The sequence below is a fragment of the Anaerococcus sp. Marseille-Q7828 genome, from assembly GCF_949769285.1.
GTDB lineage: Bacteria > Bacillota > Clostridia > Tissierellales > Peptoniphilaceae > Anaerococcus.
The window spans coordinates 107624-126221 of record NZ_OX458331.1 but is presented as its reverse complement, the minus strand read 5'-3'; the positions used below and the strand labels follow the sequence as shown (position 1 = coordinate 126221).

The following is an 18598-nucleotide window of genomic DNA, read 5'->3' as shown; positions in this document are numbered from 1 at the left end:
TGATGAAGAAAGTACAAGACAGATTACAAAGAGGAAATGGCCTTATAATGCCTATATTTTCTATACCATCATCTTATGGAATAGGAACATTTGGCAAAGAAGCCTATAATGTAGTGGATTTTATATCTGATGCTTCTATTAGGTATTGGCAAATTTTGCCATTGGGACAAACTTCATATGGTGATAGTCCCTACCAATCATTCTCATCTTTTGCTGGAAATCCATACTTTGTAGACTTGGATATGCTAATAGAAGATGGGCTTTTGGAAAAAGAATACTTAGAGTCTTTAAACTTTGGAGACAACGATAGGTATGTTGACTATGCTATCCAGTACAATCTAAGATATAGGATATTAGAAAAAGCCTATGAAAATTCCAAGGGCAAACTTGATAAGGAAATCAAAAAGTTTAGGAAAGAAGAAGCGTTTTGGATTGAAGATTATGCTTTATTTATGGCTATAAAACGTGACTCTCTTGACATTAGTTGGATTGAATGGGACGAGAAATTACGTGATAGGGACAAAATCGCTCTAAAAGAATTTAAAGAAAAACACCAAGAAGATATAGATTTTTATATTTTCATCCAGTATGAATTTTTTAAACAATGGAATGAACTAAAACAATACGCCAACAGGAGAAATATCCAAATCATTGGAGACTTGCCAATATATGTGGCTTATGATTCTTGCGATGCTTGGGTAAATTCTGATATATTGAAGTTAGATCCAGAAAGCAAAGAAGCTATCACAGTTGGAGGAGCTCCACCAGATGCCTATTCTGAAGATGGCCAGCTATGGGGCAATCCTGTGTATGATTGGGACAAGATGAAAAAAGATTCTTATAGCTTTTGGGAAAAAAGAATTGAGATGGCCTTTAGGACTTATGACCTGCTAAGGCTTGATCATTTTAGGGGCTTTGAAAAGTTCTATGCTATACCTGCAAGCGATGAAAATGCTAAATTTGGTGATTGGATAGAAGGTGGCGGCTATGACTTTTTTGATCATATTAGAAAGAAGTTCCCAGACAAGCAATTTATAGCAGAAGATTTAGGTTATATAACTAAAGAGGTCGATGACCTAAAGGATACTTACGGTTTTCCAGGTATGAATGTGATTCAATTTGCCTTTGGAGAGAACTTTGATAGCAATTACTTGCCTCACAATTACTTGAGAAACTCAGTAGTTTACTCATCAACCCACGATTCATCAACCCTAAAGGGTTGGCTTGAAACTATGGATGAGGAAGACTTAGAATTAGTAGAAAGATACTTTGGTCTTAAGGATGGAGATGATTATCAATGGAGGATCATCAGAAATCTTATGGCCTCAGTTTCTGATTTGGCCATGTTTGAAATCCAAGATTTCTTGGAATTGGATAACACTTCACAAATCAATAGTCCAGGAACTTTGGGTGATAATTGGAAGTGGAGAGCAAAAAAAGAAGATTTTACTGACAGTCTGGCACTAAAAATCAAAGAAATGTCCAGATTATATGGGAGATACAATGGATAAAATAGAAAAAAATAAATTTATAGAAAATTATGTAGAAAACTTACAGAGGATTACTCTTAAAAGTTTTGATGAAACAAGTGAAAAAGATAAATACGATGCCCTTTGCGATACAATAATGGAACGTATAAACCAAAGTTGGAGGCAAAGTAAGGCAAATTCTCGCTATGAGAAAAGTGCCTATTATTTTTCAGCAGAATTTTTGGTGGGTAAGTCTTTAGGAAATAACCTTATTAACCTAGGTATTTATGATGAAGTAAAAGAATTATTAGATGAAATAGACATAGACTTTGAAGCCATAGAGGATTATGAAGATGATGCCGCTTTGGGTAATGGTGGCCTAGGCAGACTTGCGGCTTGTTTTATGGATTCTGCAGCAACCCAAGATATTAATATGTACGGCTATGGAGTTCGCTACCGTGAGGGGATTTTCAAACAAACATTTGAAAATGGATTTCAAAAAGAACACGGTGACAGCTGGATAAAAGATGGAGATGGCTGGTCCATTAGAGTTGATTCAGACTCAAGAATTGTCAATTTCAAGGACCAACAGGTAAAGGCTGTTCCATTTGATATGCCAGTTGTAGGATACAAAAATGGTAAAGTAAATACTCTAAGACTATGGCAGGCAGAACCATTTGAAGAATTTGAATTCGATAAATTCAACAATTTTGAGTACGATGCGGCAGTTGCCAAAAAGAACAGGGCAGAAGATATAACAAGAGTTTTATATCCAAACGACATGCAAAGAGCGGGTAAAGTCCTAAGACTTAAACAACAATATTTCTTTGTATCTGCTTCCATCCAAGACTTAGTAGAAAAATACAAGAGATATTTCTCAGATGATATGCGTTTTAAGAACTTCCACAAATATCATGTCATCCAACTAAACGATACCCACCCAAATATAGCAATAGCCGAGTTGATCAGAGTTTTGGTGGACGAAAATGGCCTTAGCTTTGACCAAGCACTTGAAATTTCAAAGAAAGTCTTTGCCTTTACTAACCATACAGTTCTTCAAGAAGCTATTGAAAAATGGCCAATAGACATAGTAGAGGAAGTATCCCCAAGATGTCTAGAAATCATCTATCAAATCAACGATGCCTTGGTAAAACATTTCAAAGAAGAGGGGCTATCTGATTTTGACATTGACCCATATAGGATTGTTATAAATGACCAAGTTCATATGGCAAATCTAGCCATATATGTAGGATTTTCTGTTAATGGTGTTGCAGCACTTCACACAGAAATACTAAAGGCTGATACATTCAAGCATTGGTATAAGATATTCCCAGATAAATTTAATAATAAGACAAATGGTATAACACCAAGAAGATGGTTAGTGTATTCCAACCGTCTATTATCAAGCTTTATTACAGAAAAACTTGGCAATGATAATTGGATCTACAACCTAGAAGAACTAAAAGGCTTAGAAAAATTTGCTGATGATGAAGCAACGTTAAAAGAGCTATGGGATATAAAACAAAAAAATAAAAAACGTCTGGCTTCTTATATTCTTGAACACGAAGGAATCAAAATTGACCCAGAATCAATTTTTGATATTCAAGTAAAGAGAATCCACGAATACAAACGCCAACACTTAAATATACTTCACATAATATATTTATATCACCAGCTTAAGAAAAATCCTGACAAGGACTTTTACCCAACAACCTTTATCTTTGGTGGAAAGGCAGCTCCAGGATATTTCAGAGCCAAGGGGATAATAAAGCTTGCCAATGAAGTAGCAAGGGTTGTAAATAATGACCCAGAAGTAAATGACAAGATGAAGGTTGTCTTTGTAGAAAACTTTAGAGTTTCTTATGGAGAAAAGATATATCCAGCAGCAGATGTCAGTGAACAAATATCAACAGCTGGTAAGGAAGCATCTGGTACTGGAAATATGAAATTTATGCTAAACGGGGCTCCAACTCTTGGAACTTTTGACGGGGCAAATATTGAAATATTTGAAGCAGCTGGAGAAGAAAACAACTACAGATTTGGTGCAAGCGTAGAAGAACTAATGGAAATTGAGAAAACCTACAATCCTAGAAAGCTTTACCAAACAGATATGGATATTAAAGATGCGGTTGATGCCCTAGTAAATGGTGAGCTTGATGACAATAACTCCTACATGTTCCTTGATATTTACAATGAATTGATCAATCCGCAGGATGGATCTCGTGGAGATAGGTACTTCATCTTAGAAGACTTTGAGTCTTACAAAAAAGCCCATGAGCAAATAAATATTGACTACAGAGACAAATTAGCTTGGTCAAGAAAATGTCTGATAAATATTGCTAATGCTGGATATTTCTCATCGGATAGAACTATTATTGACTATGCAGATGACATTTGGAAGATAGATTCTCCAAATTATTAGGTAGTAGCTTATGAATTCACAAGTTTTTTGGGGGGTAATGATTCCCTTAATCGGTACATCCTTGGGTTCGGCCCTAGTATTTGTTATGAGAGATCAGATAAACCCAAAAGTTCAAAAAGGTCTATCAGGTTTTGCAGCAGGAGTTATGGTTGCTGCAAGTATCTGGTCACTTTTGATACCAGCCATGGATATGGTTGAAGTCAAAATGGACAAATTTAGCTGGATACCAGCAACCGTTGGTTTTTTGATAGGAATATTCTTCTTGTTATTTTTGGATAATTCCATTCCCCACCAACACATTGATTCAGACCAACCTGAAGGACCAAAAAACAATTTAAGATCAACGACAATGATGGTACTAGCTGTAGTAATCCACAACATTCCTGAAGGAATGGCAGTTGGTGTTGCCTATGCTGGTGCAATATATGGCAAGGGTTCTGTAAGCCTAGCCCAAGCCTTGGCCTTATCACTTGGTATAGCCATACAAAACTTCCCAGAGGGAGCGATTATATCTATGCCACTGAGGTCAGCTGGCTTTGATAAGAAAAAATCTTTCTTGGCTGGAGTAGGATCAGGCGTTGTTGAACCTATTGCAGCTATAGTTACCATCTTGTTATCACAAATAATGATTCCAATACTGCCATATCTATTGTCATTTGCTGCAGGAGCTATGTTCTATGTAGTAGTAGAAGAGCTAATCCCTGAAGCCACAGGCGAAGGAGAGACTCATACTAACATAGGAACTCTTGGTTTTTCTGCAGGTTTTGCAATAATGATGATACTAGATGTCATGCTTGGCTAACCCCTTAGTCCCTAGAGGATTTTGGGGTCTTTTTTATTGGCCAATTACTACCCTTTATAAGCAAATAATAGTAACATATTAATAGAAGAACAAAGAGGGGAATTATGAACTATCTTACAAATTTTATTAATTCTATACTGTTAATTAGAATTACAGATATTATAGACATTGCAATCATAGCCTTTGCTGTCTATAAGCTTTTTTCACTACTAAGAAATACCAGGGCAGAGCAAGTTTTAAATGGACTTGTTATTGTGCTGATTATTGCTTCTTTAGCAGACATATTAAACTTAAACACAGTAAGTTGGGTTATGAACCAATTTTTGACTGTGGCTTTAGTATTCATAATAGTGGTCTTCCAACCAGAGCTAAGATCAGCCCTTGAGAGGATAGGCCGTGGTAGAACAATTTTAACCCGCGATAGGGTAAAAAGAAACGAAAACACAATAGATGAGCTAGTCAGGGCAGCAAGCTCCCTATCCCGCCAAAAGATTGGGGCTCTAGTTGTGATCCAAAGAGAGGTTGGCCTAAATGATATAGTAGAAAGCGGAACAGAGCTTCATGCCGATGTATCAAGTGAACTACTAATAAATATATTTATTCCCAATACTCCCCTACACGATGGTGCAGTAATAATAAATGAGAATGAAATAATAGCAGCAGCTTGTTATTTGCCTTTGTCCAATTCAAATACAATTTCCAAGGAACTAGGTACCAGGCATAGGGCGGCCATTGGTATATCGGAAAGATCTGATTGCATAGTCCTTGTAGTATCTGAGGAGACTGGAAATATTTCTGTTGTAGAAGGTGGTAGGATAGATAGGTATTTTGATGACGATTCGCTTAGCATCAGACTAAAAAAAGACTTATTTTACCAACCAACTGACCAAGAAAAAAAGGATGATAATGATGAAAACGACTGATAACAAATTAAAAATCCTTTCAGTTCTACTAGCTATTTTTATGTGGACTTATGTTACTAATTCAACAAATCCCAATGTAAATAAAGTTTACAGGGGAGTTCCTGTTGTCATAAAAAATCAAGATGACCTTGAAAGAAATGGCTACACCATAATAGGAAATAATGATAACATCACAACCACATTAAAACTAAAGGGAAGCAGAGAAAAGCTTATAGACTTAAGGCCTGAAAATATTTATGCATCAGTAGACATATCTGACCTAAAAGAAGGAGTCCAATCCTTAAATATAAAGGTGGACATACCATCTGGCATAAATGTGGAAGACGCCGATCCTAGCCAGATTACCTTAAATATACAAAAAGTAATAGAGAAAAAACTACCTGTAAACTATGTCATATCTGATCAAATAAAAGATGGTAAAATAGTAGAACTTAACGAAATAAATCCAAAAGAGATAACTGTAAAAGGACCTGCCAGCCTTATAAACAAGGTTGACAGAGCAGAAGTAAAGATTGACGATCCAAGCCTTATAGATGGGCAAGTCCACAATGTCAATATAAACATCCTAGATCGTTCTGGCAAAAAAATTGCCAATCTTGATACCTCTGACGAGGATGCCAACATATCCTTTAGGGTTTTTGAAACAAAAAGAGTGCCAATAAAGATTGATGCCAATGGCTCTATAAACCCATCTTATGAGATGACAGAGGCATACACTGCTCCAGATTCTATAGTAATCAAAGGACCAGAATCAATCATCAAAGAAATTGATGAAGTTTTAACAGAACCTATCAATCTATTTAACCTAAAGACAGGAAAAAGTGGAGAAGTAAAACTAAAACTACCAGAATCTGTTGAAGTATACGATGGAGATGATGTAGTAACTTACAAAATAGAAGTTCAAAGAAAAGTAAGAGCTGGCGTAGATATAAAGACTGAAGACGAAGATGACCAATGAAATCGTAGATAAACTTGAAGATGCTGGATTTGAAACTTATCTTGTTGGTGGCTGTGTAAGAGATGAACTTCTGTCTCGAGATAATTTTGACATAGACATCACAAGCCAAGCTAGGCCTGATGAAATTCTTGAGGTATTCAAAGACTATAAGACTATCGATATAGGGAAAAAATTTGGAACAATAAAAGTTATTCTAAAGTCAAGTGAGTACGAAATAACGACCATGAGAACAGAAAATGCCTACGATGACAAGAGACATCCTAGCCTGGTTTATTATACTGACGATATCTATGAAGATTTGAAAAGACGTGATTTTACCATAAATGCCATGGCAAAGAGAAAGGGATGTATCATAGATCCCTTTAATGGTAAAGATGACCTAAAAAAGAAGATTATTAGGGCTGTTGGCAATCCTTATGCTAGGATAAGTGAGGATAGGCTAAGGTCTTTGAGAGCTTGTCGATTTGCTACGGTCCTTGATTTTGATATTGACCATGATTTAAAAGTAGCTATAAAAAGCCAATCCATAGATGACATATCAAAAGAGCGCATCCAAGATGAGGTAAACAAGATCTTGTTGGCAGCAAGGCCATCAAGGGGCATAAGGCTTTTGGATGAATTGAATTTGTTGGAATCTATATTTCCAGAAGTCAAAAAAACTGTAGGCTTTGACCAACATTCAAGCCATCATGCCGATGACGTATTTAACCACACTCTAAGTGTCCTTGATAAGACCCCACCAATCTTGGAAGTAAGGATTGCAGCCTTATATCATGATGTGGGCAAAATCGACACATTTTTTATAGATGAAAATGGTGAAGGAAGATTTTTTGGTCACCAGAATCTTTCAGAAGAACTTTTAATAAAACGTCTTAAGGAACTTAAGTATTCCAAAAAATTTATAGAAAACACATCTATTTTAGTAAAACGACACATGGATAATACCAATACCTACAGCAAAAAATCTATTAGAAAACTTCTTAGAAACATTGGCGAAGAAAACTTAATAAATTTATTTGCCCTCCAAAGGGCGGATGTCTTATCAACTAAGCATGCTGATGATTCTAATATTGACTTGGGCATTAGCCTACTAGCTGAGGTAAAAGATGATGATATACCCAAGAATCGCAATGAAATTAAAATAGGTGGCAATGATCTAAAAGACTTGGGTTTTAAAGAAGGCAAAGTACTAGGGGATACCCTAAGAGAAATAGAAAACTTAATTTACGAAGAGAAACTAATCAACAATAAAAAAGATATTATAAATTACCTTAAAGAAAGCCTTGATATTGTTGATTGATAGCTAAATTGAAGTATATTAACAAAATGAGTAGCTATCAAGCAGGAGGAATAAATGACAGAATTAAAATCTCATGAAAATAATATTGCAAAATTTGAATTTGATGTAAAATATGACGACTTTGAAAAAGCTATAAACAAGGTTTATAACAGAAATAAAAAAAGATATACACTAGATGGCTTTAGAGCTGGTCACGTACCTAGAAGAGTTCTAGAAAAAATGTACGGCCCAGAAATCTTCTACGATGAAGCTATCCAACTAGTATTCCCAGAACCTTATGAAAAAGCAATCGAAGAACTTGAACTTGAACCAATTGATCAACCAAATGTTGACCTTGACGATATCGAAAAAGGTAAAGACATTACTTTCAAAGTTGATGTTGAAACAAAACCACATCCAGTATTAGGCGACTATGACAATATAATCATAGAAGAAGTTGAAGCTGAAGTTACTGATGCTGATATCGAAAACGAATTAAAGAAACAACAAGAAGAAAATGCTAGATTAATCCCAGTTGAAGATAGAGAAGCTAAAGAAGGTGATACAGTAAATATCGACTTTGATGGTTACCTAGATGGGGAAAGATTTGAAGGCGGCAAAGCTGAAGACTACGATCTAGTATTAGGTTCAAAGACATTTATCGAAGGTTTTGAAGACCAAGTTGCAGGTCACAAAGTTGGCGACAAATTTGATGTAAATGTAACATTCCCTAAAGATTACCAAGCAAAAGAATTCCAAGGCAAAGATGCTAAATTTGAGGTAGAAATCAACTCTATTACAGAAAAAGAACTACCAGAAATTGACGATGAATTTGCTATGGATATCTCAGAGTTTGAAACTCTAGATGAATTAAAAGCGGACCTTAAAGAAAAACTAAAAGAAGAAAAAGAAAACTATAGAACAAATATGATGCAAAACCAAGCTATCGATGCCCTAGTAAAGGCAAGCGAAGTAAGTGCACCAGAATCTATGGTAAATAGTGAGATTGATATCGAGATGCAAAATCTTGACCAAAGATTACAACAAATGGGTATTTCTTTAGCTCAATATGTTGAAATGACACAAATGGATATCAATGAAATCAGAAACCAATACAAAGAACAAGCTGAAGCTAGAGTAAAAGCTAACCTTGTAATCGACGAAGTTGCTCTAAAAGAAGGCTTTGAAGTTAGTGATGAAGAAATCGAAGCTGAAATCAACGAATCAGCTAAGATGTATGGGGTTGATGATATCGAAAAATTCAAAGAAATCTTTAGCAAAAATGTATCTGACGATACAGTAAAAGAAAATATAAGAAGACGTAAGGCTGTTGAATTCTTAGTAGAAAAAGCTAAAGCTCTACCTCACGAAGAATATCACAAAGCAGTAGGTGAAGACCACGACCACAGCCACGAAGAAGATTCTAAAGAAAGCGAAGATAAATAAGATATCACAAACCCTTAATATATAAGGAGATTTGTAATGAATACTAAAAATTACCTAGTTCCAACGGTAGTAGAACAAACGAACAAGGGCGAAAGAGCTTATGATATATACTCAAGACTTCTAAAAGATAGGATTATTTTCCTATCTGGAGAAGTCAACGATCAAATGAGCGATATAATCATCGCCCAACTCTTATTTTTGGAAAGCGAAGACCCAGATAAGGACATCCAATTTTATATCAACTCCCCAGGTGGAGTTGTAACAAGTGGACTTGCAATTTACGATACAATGAATTACATCAAACCTGATGTTTCAACTATCTGTATAGGTCAGGCTGCTTCAATGGGTGCAGTATTACTATCATCTGGAGCAAAGGGCAAGAGATACTCTCTACCAAATTCAAATATAATGATCCACCAACCATCTGGTGGTGCCCAAGGTCAAGCCTCAGACATAGTAATCCAAGCTGAACAAATAATCAAAATCAAAGAAAGATTAAACAAGATTTTGGCTGATAATACTGGTCAAAAACTAGAAAAAATCGTAAAAGACACCGACAGGGACTTTGCTATGACAGCTCAAGAAGCCCTAGAATATGGACTAATTGACCAAGTAATTGAAAGTAAGTTAGATTAATGGCAAATATTGAAAACGATGATATAAGATGCTCATTTTGTGGCAAGGATTCTAGCCAAGTAAAAAGAATAATCGCTGGACCAAATGCATACATTTGTAATGAATGTATAGATCTTTGTTCCGAAATCATTAACAATGAAGTTGGATTTACTGAGGAAGGCGAAGACTATGAACTTGAACTATCAACACCTGCAGAAATCAATGATTTTTTAAATGACTATGTTATAGGCCAAGATAAGGCAAAAAAGACCTTGGCAGTAGCTGTATATAACCACTACAAACGCATTAGTTCCAATAACATAGACGATGAGGTCGAGCTTACTAAGTCAAATATTTTGATGCTAGGACCCACAGGTTCTGGTAAGACACTCCTAGCCCAAACACTTGCTCGTAAGCTCAATGTTCCATTTGCTATAGCAGATGCGACAAGTCTTACAGAAGCAGGTTATGTTGGTGAGGATGTAGAAAACATAATATTAAAGCTAATTCAAGCAGCAGACTATGACATAGAAAGAGCTGAGCACGGGATAATTTATGTAGATGAGATAGATAAAATCACTCGTAAGAGCGAAAATCCATCCATAACACGTGATGTATCAGGTGAGGGAGTCCAACAAGCCTTGCTAAAACTAATAGAGGGCACTGTTGCCAACGTTCCACCACAAGGTGGAAGAAAGCACCCAAGCCAAGAGTATATCCAAGTAGATACATCGAATATTTTGTTTATCCTTGGTGGTGCCTTTGACGGTATAGAAGATATCATCAATCGCAGACAAGCTCAAAAGACTATAGGTTTTGGTGCGGAGATCAAATCAGTAGACCACAAAGCAAATTTAGCTGATGTTAATACCGAAGACTTATTAAAATTTGGTTTGATACCTGAATTCATTGGTAGGGTTCCAATAATAGTAACACTTGATAACCTAGATTGTGATGCCCTAGTTAGAATATTAAAAGAACCAAAAAATTCACTTATCAAGCAATACCAAAAAATGTTTGAATTAGACAATGTCAAGTTAACTTTCAAGGATGATGCTGTTATTGAGATAGCAAACAAAGCCATAGCCCACAAGACTGGAGCTCGTGGACTTAGAACCATTCTTGAAGACTTACTATTAGATGTGATGTATGAAATACCATCAAAAACTGACATTAAAGAAGTCATTGTTACAAAAGAATCTATTGACGATAAGTCAAAACTAAAATACAAGAAAAGATAAGAGAGATTTGAAAAGGGGGATGGCTTACCATTCCCTTTTTTGAGAGGAAAATATATATGAGCGATGTTTATAAAATAAGCACAAATGAATATCCTCTTGTTCCACTAAGGGGACTATGGGCATATCCAAATACTATACTGAATTTTGATTGTGCAAGGTCTATATCCAAAAAAGCTATAGAAGATGCCAATATAAGAAACACAGATGTGTTTTTGGTCAATCAAAAAAATGTATTTGATGAGAACCCAAAGGCAGATGGACTCTACGACTTTGGTATGGTTGTAAGTATCAAGGAATCATTTAACCTGCCAAACGGAGATATCAGAGTCTATGTTCAAGCAAAGGCTATTGCAAAGATTGAAGAAGTAAGGATTGGCGAGGGCTTTTACAGGGCAAGTGTCACTGAATATGAGTATATAGAAGAAAACGAAAAAGATAGTAAGAAAAAGCAAGCTCTTAGAAAGCTACTAATAGAAGATTTCAAAAGCTATGTAGAGCTAGATGGCAATACTTTTGACGAGTCAGTCTTTTCCATAAGTGAAGTTACCAATCTTCACAGGTTGGCTGATATAATAATATATCACTTAGACTTAAGGGCAGATGAGTATTATGAACTTTTGGCAGAGCTTGATTGTGAAAAAAGGCTAACCCTCCTCCATCAGATTCTTATGAAAGAACTAGACTTAAAGAACCTTTCTATAGAAATTGACCAGGAAGTTCAAGAAAACATCAATCAATCCCAAAAAGAATATTACCTTAGGGAAAAAATTGACGTCATAAAAAAAGAATTAAATGAGACGACAGGTGAATTTGACAATGAAACCGATCAATTGAGGGAAAAAATAAAAAAACTCAAAATTGATAAGGATAGCAAGGAATCCTTGCTAAAAGATCTATCACGCTTGGAAACAATACCAGAAATGAGCCCTGATTATGGGGTGATTAGCTCATATCTTGACTTTACAGTAAACTTGCCATGGTCAAAAAAGACCAAAGATCTTCTAGACATTAAAAGAGCAGAAAAAGTCCTAAATGAAGACCACTATGGCCTATATGAAGTAAAAGAGAGGATACTAGAATCAATCGCTGTTAGGATTAAGAACAAAAACAACCAAGGGTCTGTGATATGTTTAGTTGGGCCTCCAGGAGTTGGTAAGACTTCTATAGCCAAATCTATAGCAAGAGCCCTAGACCGTAAGTTTGTTTCTATGAGGCTTGGTGGTGTGACCGACGAAAGCGAGATTAGAGGCCACAGAAGAACCTATGTTGGAGCTATGGCTGGCAGACTTATGAACAATATCAATAGGTGTGGAGTCAAAAACCCAGTATTTTTGCTAGATGAGATTGATAAATTAGGTTCTGATTTTAGAGGAGACCCATCATCTGCCCTCCTAGAAGTCCTAGATCCTGAGCAAAATGATAAATTTATTGATAGGTACTTAGATATACCCTTTGACCTATCAGATGTGTTTTTCATAACTACAGCAAATGATCCAAACGAAATACCTGATCCTTTGTACGATAGGCTAGAAATTATAGAGATTTCTGGTTATACAATGAATGAGAAATTAAACATTGGAAAAAAATATTTAATCAAAAAAGAATTGGAGAAAAATGGCCTGAAGGAAGACGAACTTTCAATTTCTGATTCAGTGATAGAACATATAATCAAAAACTATACCAGAGAAGCTGGAGTTCGTGAACTAGAAAGGCTTATTGATAAGATTTGTAGAAGAGCTGTAAAAGAGATCCTAGAGGGCAAAGATAAGGTTAGAGTTACAATGACTAACTACAGCAAGTACCTAGGAAGAGAAAGATTCTTAGACGATCATATTTCTCGTGAGGATAAGGTTGGGGTTGTAAACGGCCTTGCCTGGACATCTGTAGGCGGAACAATGCTAACCATTGAAGCTAATGTAATGGATGGCAAGGGAAGTGTAGAATTTACTGGATCTCTTGGAGATGTTATGAAAGAATCTGGTCAAGCAGCCATGACTTACATTAGGTCCAATGCCAAAGAACTTGGTATCCGTGGCAAATTCTATGACAATAAGGACATCCACGTCCACATACCAGAAGGAGCAACTCCAAAGGATGGCCCATCAGCGGGCATTACAATGACAACAGCTATGGTTTCTTCTCTAACAGGTAAAAAAGTTAGAAATAACATAGCCATGACTGGTGAAGTAACTATAACTGGAGCTGTTCTTCCAATAGGTGGACTTAAGGAAAAAGCTCTTGCAGCCTATTCTTATGGGATAAGAGATGTAATAATTCCAGAGAAGAACAAGAAAGACACTGAAGATATACCAAAGGAAATCAGAGATAAGATTAACTTTATAGAAGTTTCTAATGTTTCTGAAGTCTTGGATAGGGCCCTAATATGAAATTTAAAAGTATTGAACTAGAACAAGTGGCTGGATTTAAGTCCCAATGGCCAAGTGAGAATATCGAAGAAATTGCCTTTGTAGGCAGGTCAAATGTTGGTAAATCATCATTTATAAATGCTTTCTTGGGCAGAAAGTCCTTGGCTAAGACTTCGTCAATACCAGGTAAAACTAGAACTATCAATTTTTATAATATAGATAAGAAATTTAGACTAGTGGACCTACCGGGCTATGGCTATGCCAAGGTAAGTAAAAAAGAAAAGGAAAAGTGGGATAAGCTAATAAACGAGTATCTACACGACAGGGAGAATCTAAAGGAAGTCTTCCTACTTGTAGATATTCGCCACGAGCCAACAGACCTAGACCGCCAAATGTATGAGTGGATCATAGAATCTGGTTTTACTGGATTTATAATAGCAACAAAATACGACAAAATTTCAAAAAACCAACTACAAAAACATATAAAGTCCATAATGAAGAAATTAGACATAGAAGATGAGGGTCTAATATTCGCCTATTCATCAGAAAATAAGCACAATTTGGGAGTAATTCACGAACAAATTGAGGTGATAGTAAATAACAAAGATTTTATATAGGAAATATACTTAGGATAGCCAGACTTTGACAAAAACTGTTTAATTTTGACGACTAGCTATCCTAGTGCCTTGTCTATTTTTGAAATCTTTGCTAATATATAAGCACTATAATACATAACTTCAGGAGGGATTATGAAGTACAAAAAAATATTACCATACATATTATCTTTCTCCATGCTTTTAACAGCATGTGGGGGAAATGGAGCTGACAATAAGCCAGCAGAAGAAAAGACAGAAACAGAGCAAACAGAAGTAGAAGAAAAAGAAACTACTGAAACTAGTGACTCTAAAGAAACTGCATCAGGCGATACATTCGAAGGTAAGGCAAAAGGTTACAAGGGAGATGTTGTAGCTAAGGTTACTTTTGATGGGGATAAAATCGTATCCATTGAAACAGACCATGGTGAAACAGAAGGTCTTGGTGCTGATGCTATAGAAAAACTTATACCAGAAATGGTTGATAACCAAACAGTTAATGTAGATACAGTTTCTGGCGCTACATTTTCATCAACAGCACTAATCGAAGCTGTTAGTGCAGCAATCACTGAAAGTGGCAGAGACGTAGCTGATTACCAAAATGAAGTTGCTGGCAACAAAGAAAAAACAGAGTCAAGCAAAGATGTTGATGTCGTTGTTGTAGGTGGTGGTGGAGCAGGATTTGCTGCTGCAGTTACTGCTAAAGAAAATGGAGCAGAAGTAGTATTACTAGAAAAAATGCCACAAGTTGGTGGTAACACATTAATATCTGGTGGAGAATACGCTGCTCCAGAAAATGATCTTCAAAAAGAAGATGGAATTGAAGATAGCAAAGAATTATTTGCTGATGACGTAAAAGAAGCTGGTGGAGACCCAGAACTAATCGATGTATTAGCTGAACATGCAACAGAAGATGCATATTGGCTACGCGATGATATCGGAGTTGAATGGCTAGATAGCTTAATGTTCTTTGGTGGACACTCTGTAAAAAGATCACTAATTCCAGCAGCTCACTCAGGTAACGAACTTATCAAAAACTACCTAAAAAAATGTGAAGAACTTGGCATAGAAGTTATCACAGAAGCAGATGTTAAAGAAATTCTAACAGAAGATAATAAAATTACTGGTGTAAAAGCTGAAACTCCTGATGGAGAATTGACAGTAAATGCTAAATCAGTTGTACTTGCAACAGGTGGTTTTGGTGCAAACGACGAAATGACATATGAAAACGACCATGAAATTGACGAATACGTTAAATCAACCAACTCTCCAGGAGCTACAGGTGATGGTATCGTAATGGCAGAAGCTTTAAATGCTGATACTGTAGATATGGACAAAATCCAACTTTACCCAGTATGTGACCCAGAAACAGGTAGACTACTATATGTAGGAGATACAAGACTTGTTGGTGGAGCACTACTAGTAAACAAAGAAGGTAAGAGATTTGTCGAAGAATTAGGAACAAGACGTGAAATCTCTATGGCTATCAAAGCTCAAACAGACCACGTTGGCTACCTACTTTGGGACGAAAAATCAAACGAAGTAACAGGAACAATGGCTTCAAACCCAGGAGAAGCTGAAGAACAATTCGATAAAGGAAACCTTGTAAAAGCAGACACAATCGAAGAGTTAGCTGAACACTTTGATCTTGATAAAGACCAATTACTAGAAACTGTTAAAACATTTAACGAAAACTCTAAAAAAGAAGAAGACCCAGAATTCAACCTAAGAATGCTAGGTTGGACAATCGAAGAAGGTCCATACTATATGCTAAAAGCAGCGCCAGCAGTTCACCACACAATGGGTGGTTTAAAAATCAACACAGACGCTCAAGTAATAGACAAAGATGGCAAGCCAATCGAAGGTCTATATGCAGCAGGTGAAGTAACTGGTGGAATCCACGGATCAAACAGACTTGGATCAGCTGCTATAGCAGATATCACAGTATACGGTAGAATAGCTGGTGAAAACGCAGCAAACTTTGCAAAATAGAACAAATACTAGAAGGAAGAGGAGAAAATCCTCTTCTTTTTTTGTGCATTGACTTGCTTGTAAGATAAGTATATTATTAAGGCAGTAAGAGTATAAAAAATTATGGAGGCAGCTATGAAAAAAATTATTCTTATGCTAATTTCTTTATTTTTACTAAGTGCTTGTAATAAAGATGAAAGCTATGAAATTAAATTTGCTACTGGTGAAGTTTATAATTTTGAAGATTTGACAGTTTCTATAATAAGTGACGAAGAGAAAATGATAGAAAAAGATATCTTTACGAGTTTTAATGACAAAGAAAAGACAAAAAAGATAGTTGACCTTTTGGCAAAATGCCAAGTAGTAGACGAGTCATATTCATATGCATCCATCCCAGATGCTAATAGTCTTATTATAAACTTAAAAAATAAGGATAGGGAGGAAAGTATTTATATGTATGATTCGATAAGGGATGAGTCCACAAATAAATTTCACTATACTTTTTATAATAAGCTTGGCAAATACGATAACCCAACCCTACTATCTGATGATGATTTGATTTCTCAAATAAAAGATATTGTGGACCATTGATTGATGACAACAACTAGTGGATGACAGGTTTATCCTCCGGTTTTTTTATTATAGAAATATATTCAGGGTAAATATATTGTAAGAAGCATAAAGGAGAGTAAAAATGAGACGTTTGGGCATATCCATATATCCAGATAAATCTGATACTAATGAACTGAAAGAATATTTGAAACTTGCCTATAGCAAGGGTTTTAGAAGGATTTTCTCATCATTGATAGAATTTGATGATTTAGAAGATGAGAAGAGAAAAGATAAATTTGTTGAGATTAATAAATTTGCCAAGGACCTGGGCTATGAGACTATAGTTGATGTCAATCCAGCAGTATTTGACAAACTTGGAGTCAAGGCAGGTGACTATTCATTTTTTAATGAAATATATGTAGATGGGATTAGGCTTGATGGTGGCTTTAATGGATTCCCAGAAGCTTCCATGACCCATAATAATCAAAATCTCAAAGTGGAAATAAATATGAGCATTGATAACCATATGATTGATGCTATCATGGACTATCAGCCAAATAAATACAATTTGATAGGCTGCCATAACTTTTACCCCCACAATTACACAGGACTTTCTCTTGATTTTTTCTACAAGACAACAGAAAAGTTCAACCAATATAAGCTAAGAACTGCTGCCTTTATAACAAGCCAAAACGAAGAAGCTTTTGGACCATGGCCAGTAGATGATAAGCTACCGACCCTAGAAATGCACAGGAATCTACCTATAGATGTTCAGTTAAAGCATTATGTAGCAATGGATAATATTGACGATATATTGATTTCAAACTCTTATGCTAGTGAAGATGAGCTTGAAAAACTATCAAATGTAGATTTAACAAAAGTAGTTTTTAATGTCAAGTTAGAAGATAAAATCACAGATATAATGACAAAAATAGTTCTTAAGGAAGAACATTTATACAGGGGAGATGTATCTGACCATCTCATCCGCTCATCCCAATCTAGGGTCAAGTACAAGGGCAGTGACTTCCCACAAGTAAACACTCCAGAATTAATCAAAAAAGGAGACATCTTAATCGATGGCAATGGATACGGTCACTATACAGGAGAGCTACAAATAGCAAAAACAGATATGAAAAATAATGGTCTTACCAATGTGGTAGGTCATATTGCTGAAGATGAAATTTTTATAATAGATTTCCTAAAACCATGGCAAAGATTTGGATTGAGGTTAGCAGATGAAGCTTGAGATATGTATAGATTCTCTAGAATCCTTTGACAATGCAGTAAGGGGAGGGGCTGATAGGGTTGAGATTTGTTCTGCTTTATTTGCTGACGGATTAAGTCCGGACTTGGGACTAGTTTCCTATGCTTGTAAGAATGAGCAAATAGAAAAATTTGTCATGCTAAGACCTCGCGATGGTGATTTTACCTATAGTAGAAAGGAAATTGAACAAATAAAGGAAGCAATCAAAGCCTACAAAAAATATCCCATAGATGGTTTTGTTTTTGGAGCCATAAAAGAAGATGGACGCTTAGATTTGGATTTGCTTAGAGAAATAGTAGAGTTAGCCAAACCCTATCCTCTAGTCTTGCATAGGGCTTTCGATTACTCAAAAGATGGAGATCAAGTGATTGGCCAATTAATTGACATGGGAATTATTAGAATATTAACTTCTGGCAAAAAATCAACAGCTCTTGGAGGCATAGACTTGATTTCCCATATCCAAGAAAAATACGGAGATAAAATCGAAATTATGGCTGGATCTGGAGTAGATGCTTGCAATATAAGAGAGATTTATGAAAAGACCAAGATATCAAATTTCCATATGTCTGCAAAGGTTAAAAAAGAATCCCATATCACTTATAAATCCGACCTAGAAATACCTTCCAAGGGTAAATATGTGACAAGTTTTGACAAGGTAAAAGAAGCTAGAAAAGTTTTGGATCAAATAGGAGGATGA

Annotated in this window: 15 protein-coding genes; all 15 read left to right on the top strand. The window is 35.8% G+C overall.

Features of this window, described 5'->3' with window-relative positions; genetic code table 11:
- The first annotated feature begins 2 nt into the window (after positions 1–2).
- The 15 genes from malQ (at position 3) to QNH69_RS00525 (ending at position 18598) form a co-directional block, all read left to right on the top strand.
- A complete protein-coding gene (malQ, locus tag QNH69_RS00595; RefSeq protein ID WP_282928709.1) occupies positions 3–1511 on the top strand; it encodes a 4-alpha-glucanotransferase in 1509 nt (502 codons plus the stop codon).
- Positions 1504–3891, top strand: a complete 2388-nt coding sequence (locus QNH69_RS00590) for a glycogen/starch/alpha-glucan phosphorylase (RefSeq protein ID WP_282928708.1) — start codon at positions 1504–1506, stop codon at positions 3889–3891. Before malQ ends, QNH69_RS00590 begins: the two co-directional genes overlap by 8 nt.
- Positions 3892–3901: 10 nt before the next feature.
- The gene (locus tag QNH69_RS00585) at positions 3902–4693 is read left to right on the top strand and encodes a ZIP family metal transporter (protein WP_282928707.1); all 792 of its coding nucleotides are present in this window, start codon (positions 3902–3904) and stop codon (positions 4691–4693) included.
- 104 nt (positions 4694–4797) lie between these two features.
- Entirely contained in the window at positions 4798–5616 is an 819-nt protein-coding gene (cdaA, locus tag QNH69_RS00580; protein WP_282928706.1) for a diadenylate cyclase CdaA, read from the top strand.
- Positions 5603–6574 carry a CdaR family protein gene (locus QNH69_RS00575; protein WP_282928705.1) on the top strand — a complete coding sequence of 324 codons (972 nt, stop codon included), beginning with the start codon at positions 5603–5605 and terminating at the stop codon, positions 6572–6574. The genes cdaA and QNH69_RS00575 overlap by 14 nt, the downstream gene beginning before the upstream one ends.
- Entirely contained in the window at positions 6564–7874 is a 1311-nt protein-coding gene (locus tag QNH69_RS00570; protein ID WP_282928704.1) for an HD domain-containing protein, read from the top strand. The genes QNH69_RS00575 and QNH69_RS00570 overlap by 11 nt, the downstream gene beginning before the upstream one ends.
- Positions 7875–7928: 54 nt before the next feature.
- Positions 7929–9299, top strand: a complete 1371-nt coding sequence (gene tig, locus QNH69_RS00565) for a trigger factor (protein ID WP_282928703.1) — start codon at positions 7929–7931, stop codon at positions 9297–9299.
- A gap of 36 nt (positions 9300–9335) precedes the next feature.
- Positions 9336–9935 (top strand): ATP-dependent Clp endopeptidase proteolytic subunit ClpP, encoded by a 600-nt coding sequence (gene clpP, locus QNH69_RS00560; protein ID WP_044567399.1) that lies wholly within the window; start codon positions 9336–9338, stop codon positions 9933–9935.
- Positions 9935–11155 (top strand): ATP-dependent Clp protease ATP-binding subunit ClpX, encoded by a 1221-nt coding sequence (gene clpX, locus QNH69_RS00555; protein ID WP_282928702.1) that lies wholly within the window; start codon positions 9935–9937, stop codon positions 11153–11155. The genes clpP and clpX overlap by 1 nt, the downstream gene beginning before the upstream one ends.
- A 56-nt stretch (positions 11156–11211) precedes the next feature.
- The gene (gene lon / locus QNH69_RS00550) at positions 11212–13542 is read left to right on the top strand and encodes an endopeptidase La (protein WP_282928701.1); all 2331 of its coding nucleotides are present in this window, start codon (positions 11212–11214) and stop codon (positions 13540–13542) included.
- Positions 13539–14138 carry a ribosome biogenesis GTP-binding protein YihA/YsxC gene (gene yihA, locus QNH69_RS00545; protein WP_282928700.1) on the top strand — a complete coding sequence of 200 codons (600 nt, stop codon included), beginning with the start codon at positions 13539–13541 and terminating at the stop codon, positions 14136–14138. The genes lon and yihA overlap by 4 nt, the downstream gene beginning before the upstream one ends.
- Before the next feature lie 132 nt (positions 14139–14270).
- Positions 14271–16106, top strand: coding sequence for a flavocytochrome c (locus tag QNH69_RS00540; protein ID WP_282928699.1), 1836 nt, complete (start codon positions 14271–14273; stop codon positions 16104–16106).
- Between the two features lie 114 nt (positions 16107–16220).
- Complete coding sequence (locus QNH69_RS00535; protein ID WP_282928698.1) at positions 16221–16676, top strand: hypothetical protein; 456 nt, start codon at positions 16221–16223, stop codon at positions 16674–16676.
- A gap of 103 nt (positions 16677–16779) precedes the next feature.
- Positions 16780–17883: a MupG family TIM beta-alpha barrel fold protein gene (locus QNH69_RS00530; protein ID WP_282928697.1), complete on the top strand. Its 1104-nt coding sequence runs from the start codon at positions 16780–16782 to the stop codon at positions 17881–17883.
- Positions 17873–18598, top strand: a complete 726-nt coding sequence (locus QNH69_RS00525) for a copper homeostasis protein CutC (RefSeq protein ID WP_282928696.1) — start codon at positions 17873–17875, stop codon at positions 18596–18598. Before QNH69_RS00530 ends, QNH69_RS00525 begins: the two co-directional genes overlap by 11 nt.

Coding starts and splice junctions, on each gene's coding strand:
- QNH69_RS00570 (WP_282928704.1), top strand. CDS start 6,564: ATGACCAATGAAATCGTAGATAAACTTGAAGATGCTGGATTTGAAACT.
- QNH69_RS00530 (WP_282928697.1), top strand. CDS start 16,780: ATGAGACGTTTGGGCATATCCATATATCCAGATAAATCTGATACTAAT.
- QNH69_RS00535 (WP_282928698.1), top strand. CDS start 16,221: ATGAAAAAAATTATTCTTATGCTAATTTCTTTATTTTTACTAAGTGCT.
- QNH69_RS00590 (WP_282928708.1), top strand. CDS start 1,504: ATGGATAAAATAGAAAAAAATAAATTTATAGAAAATTATGTAGAAAAC.
- tig (WP_282928703.1), top strand. CDS start 7,929: ATGACAGAATTAAAATCTCATGAAAATAATATTGCAAAATTTGAATTT.
- malQ (WP_282928709.1), top strand. CDS start 3: ATGAAGAAAGTACAAGACAGATTACAAAGAGGAAATGGCCTTATAATG.
- QNH69_RS00585 (WP_282928707.1), top strand. CDS start 3,902: ATGAATTCACAAGTTTTTTGGGGGGTAATGATTCCCTTAATCGGTACA.
- cdaA (WP_282928706.1), top strand. CDS start 4,798: ATGAACTATCTTACAAATTTTATTAATTCTATACTGTTAATTAGAATT.
- QNH69_RS00540 (WP_282928699.1), top strand. CDS start 14,271: ATGAAGTACAAAAAAATATTACCATACATATTATCTTTCTCCATGCTT.
- clpP (WP_044567399.1), top strand. CDS start 9,336: ATGAATACTAAAAATTACCTAGTTCCAACGGTAGTAGAACAAACGAAC.
- QNH69_RS00525 (WP_282928696.1), top strand. CDS start 17,873: ATGAAGCTTGAGATATGTATAGATTCTCTAGAATCCTTTGACAATGCA.
- clpX (WP_282928702.1), top strand. CDS start 9,935: ATGGCAAATATTGAAAACGATGATATAAGATGCTCATTTTGTGGCAAG.
- yihA (WP_282928700.1), top strand. CDS start 13,539: ATGAAATTTAAAAGTATTGAACTAGAACAAGTGGCTGGATTTAAGTCC.
- QNH69_RS00575 (WP_282928705.1), top strand. CDS start 5,603: ATGAAAACGACTGATAACAAATTAAAAATCCTTTCAGTTCTACTAGCT.
- lon (WP_282928701.1), top strand. CDS start 11,212: ATGAGCGATGTTTATAAAATAAGCACAAATGAATATCCTCTTGTTCCA.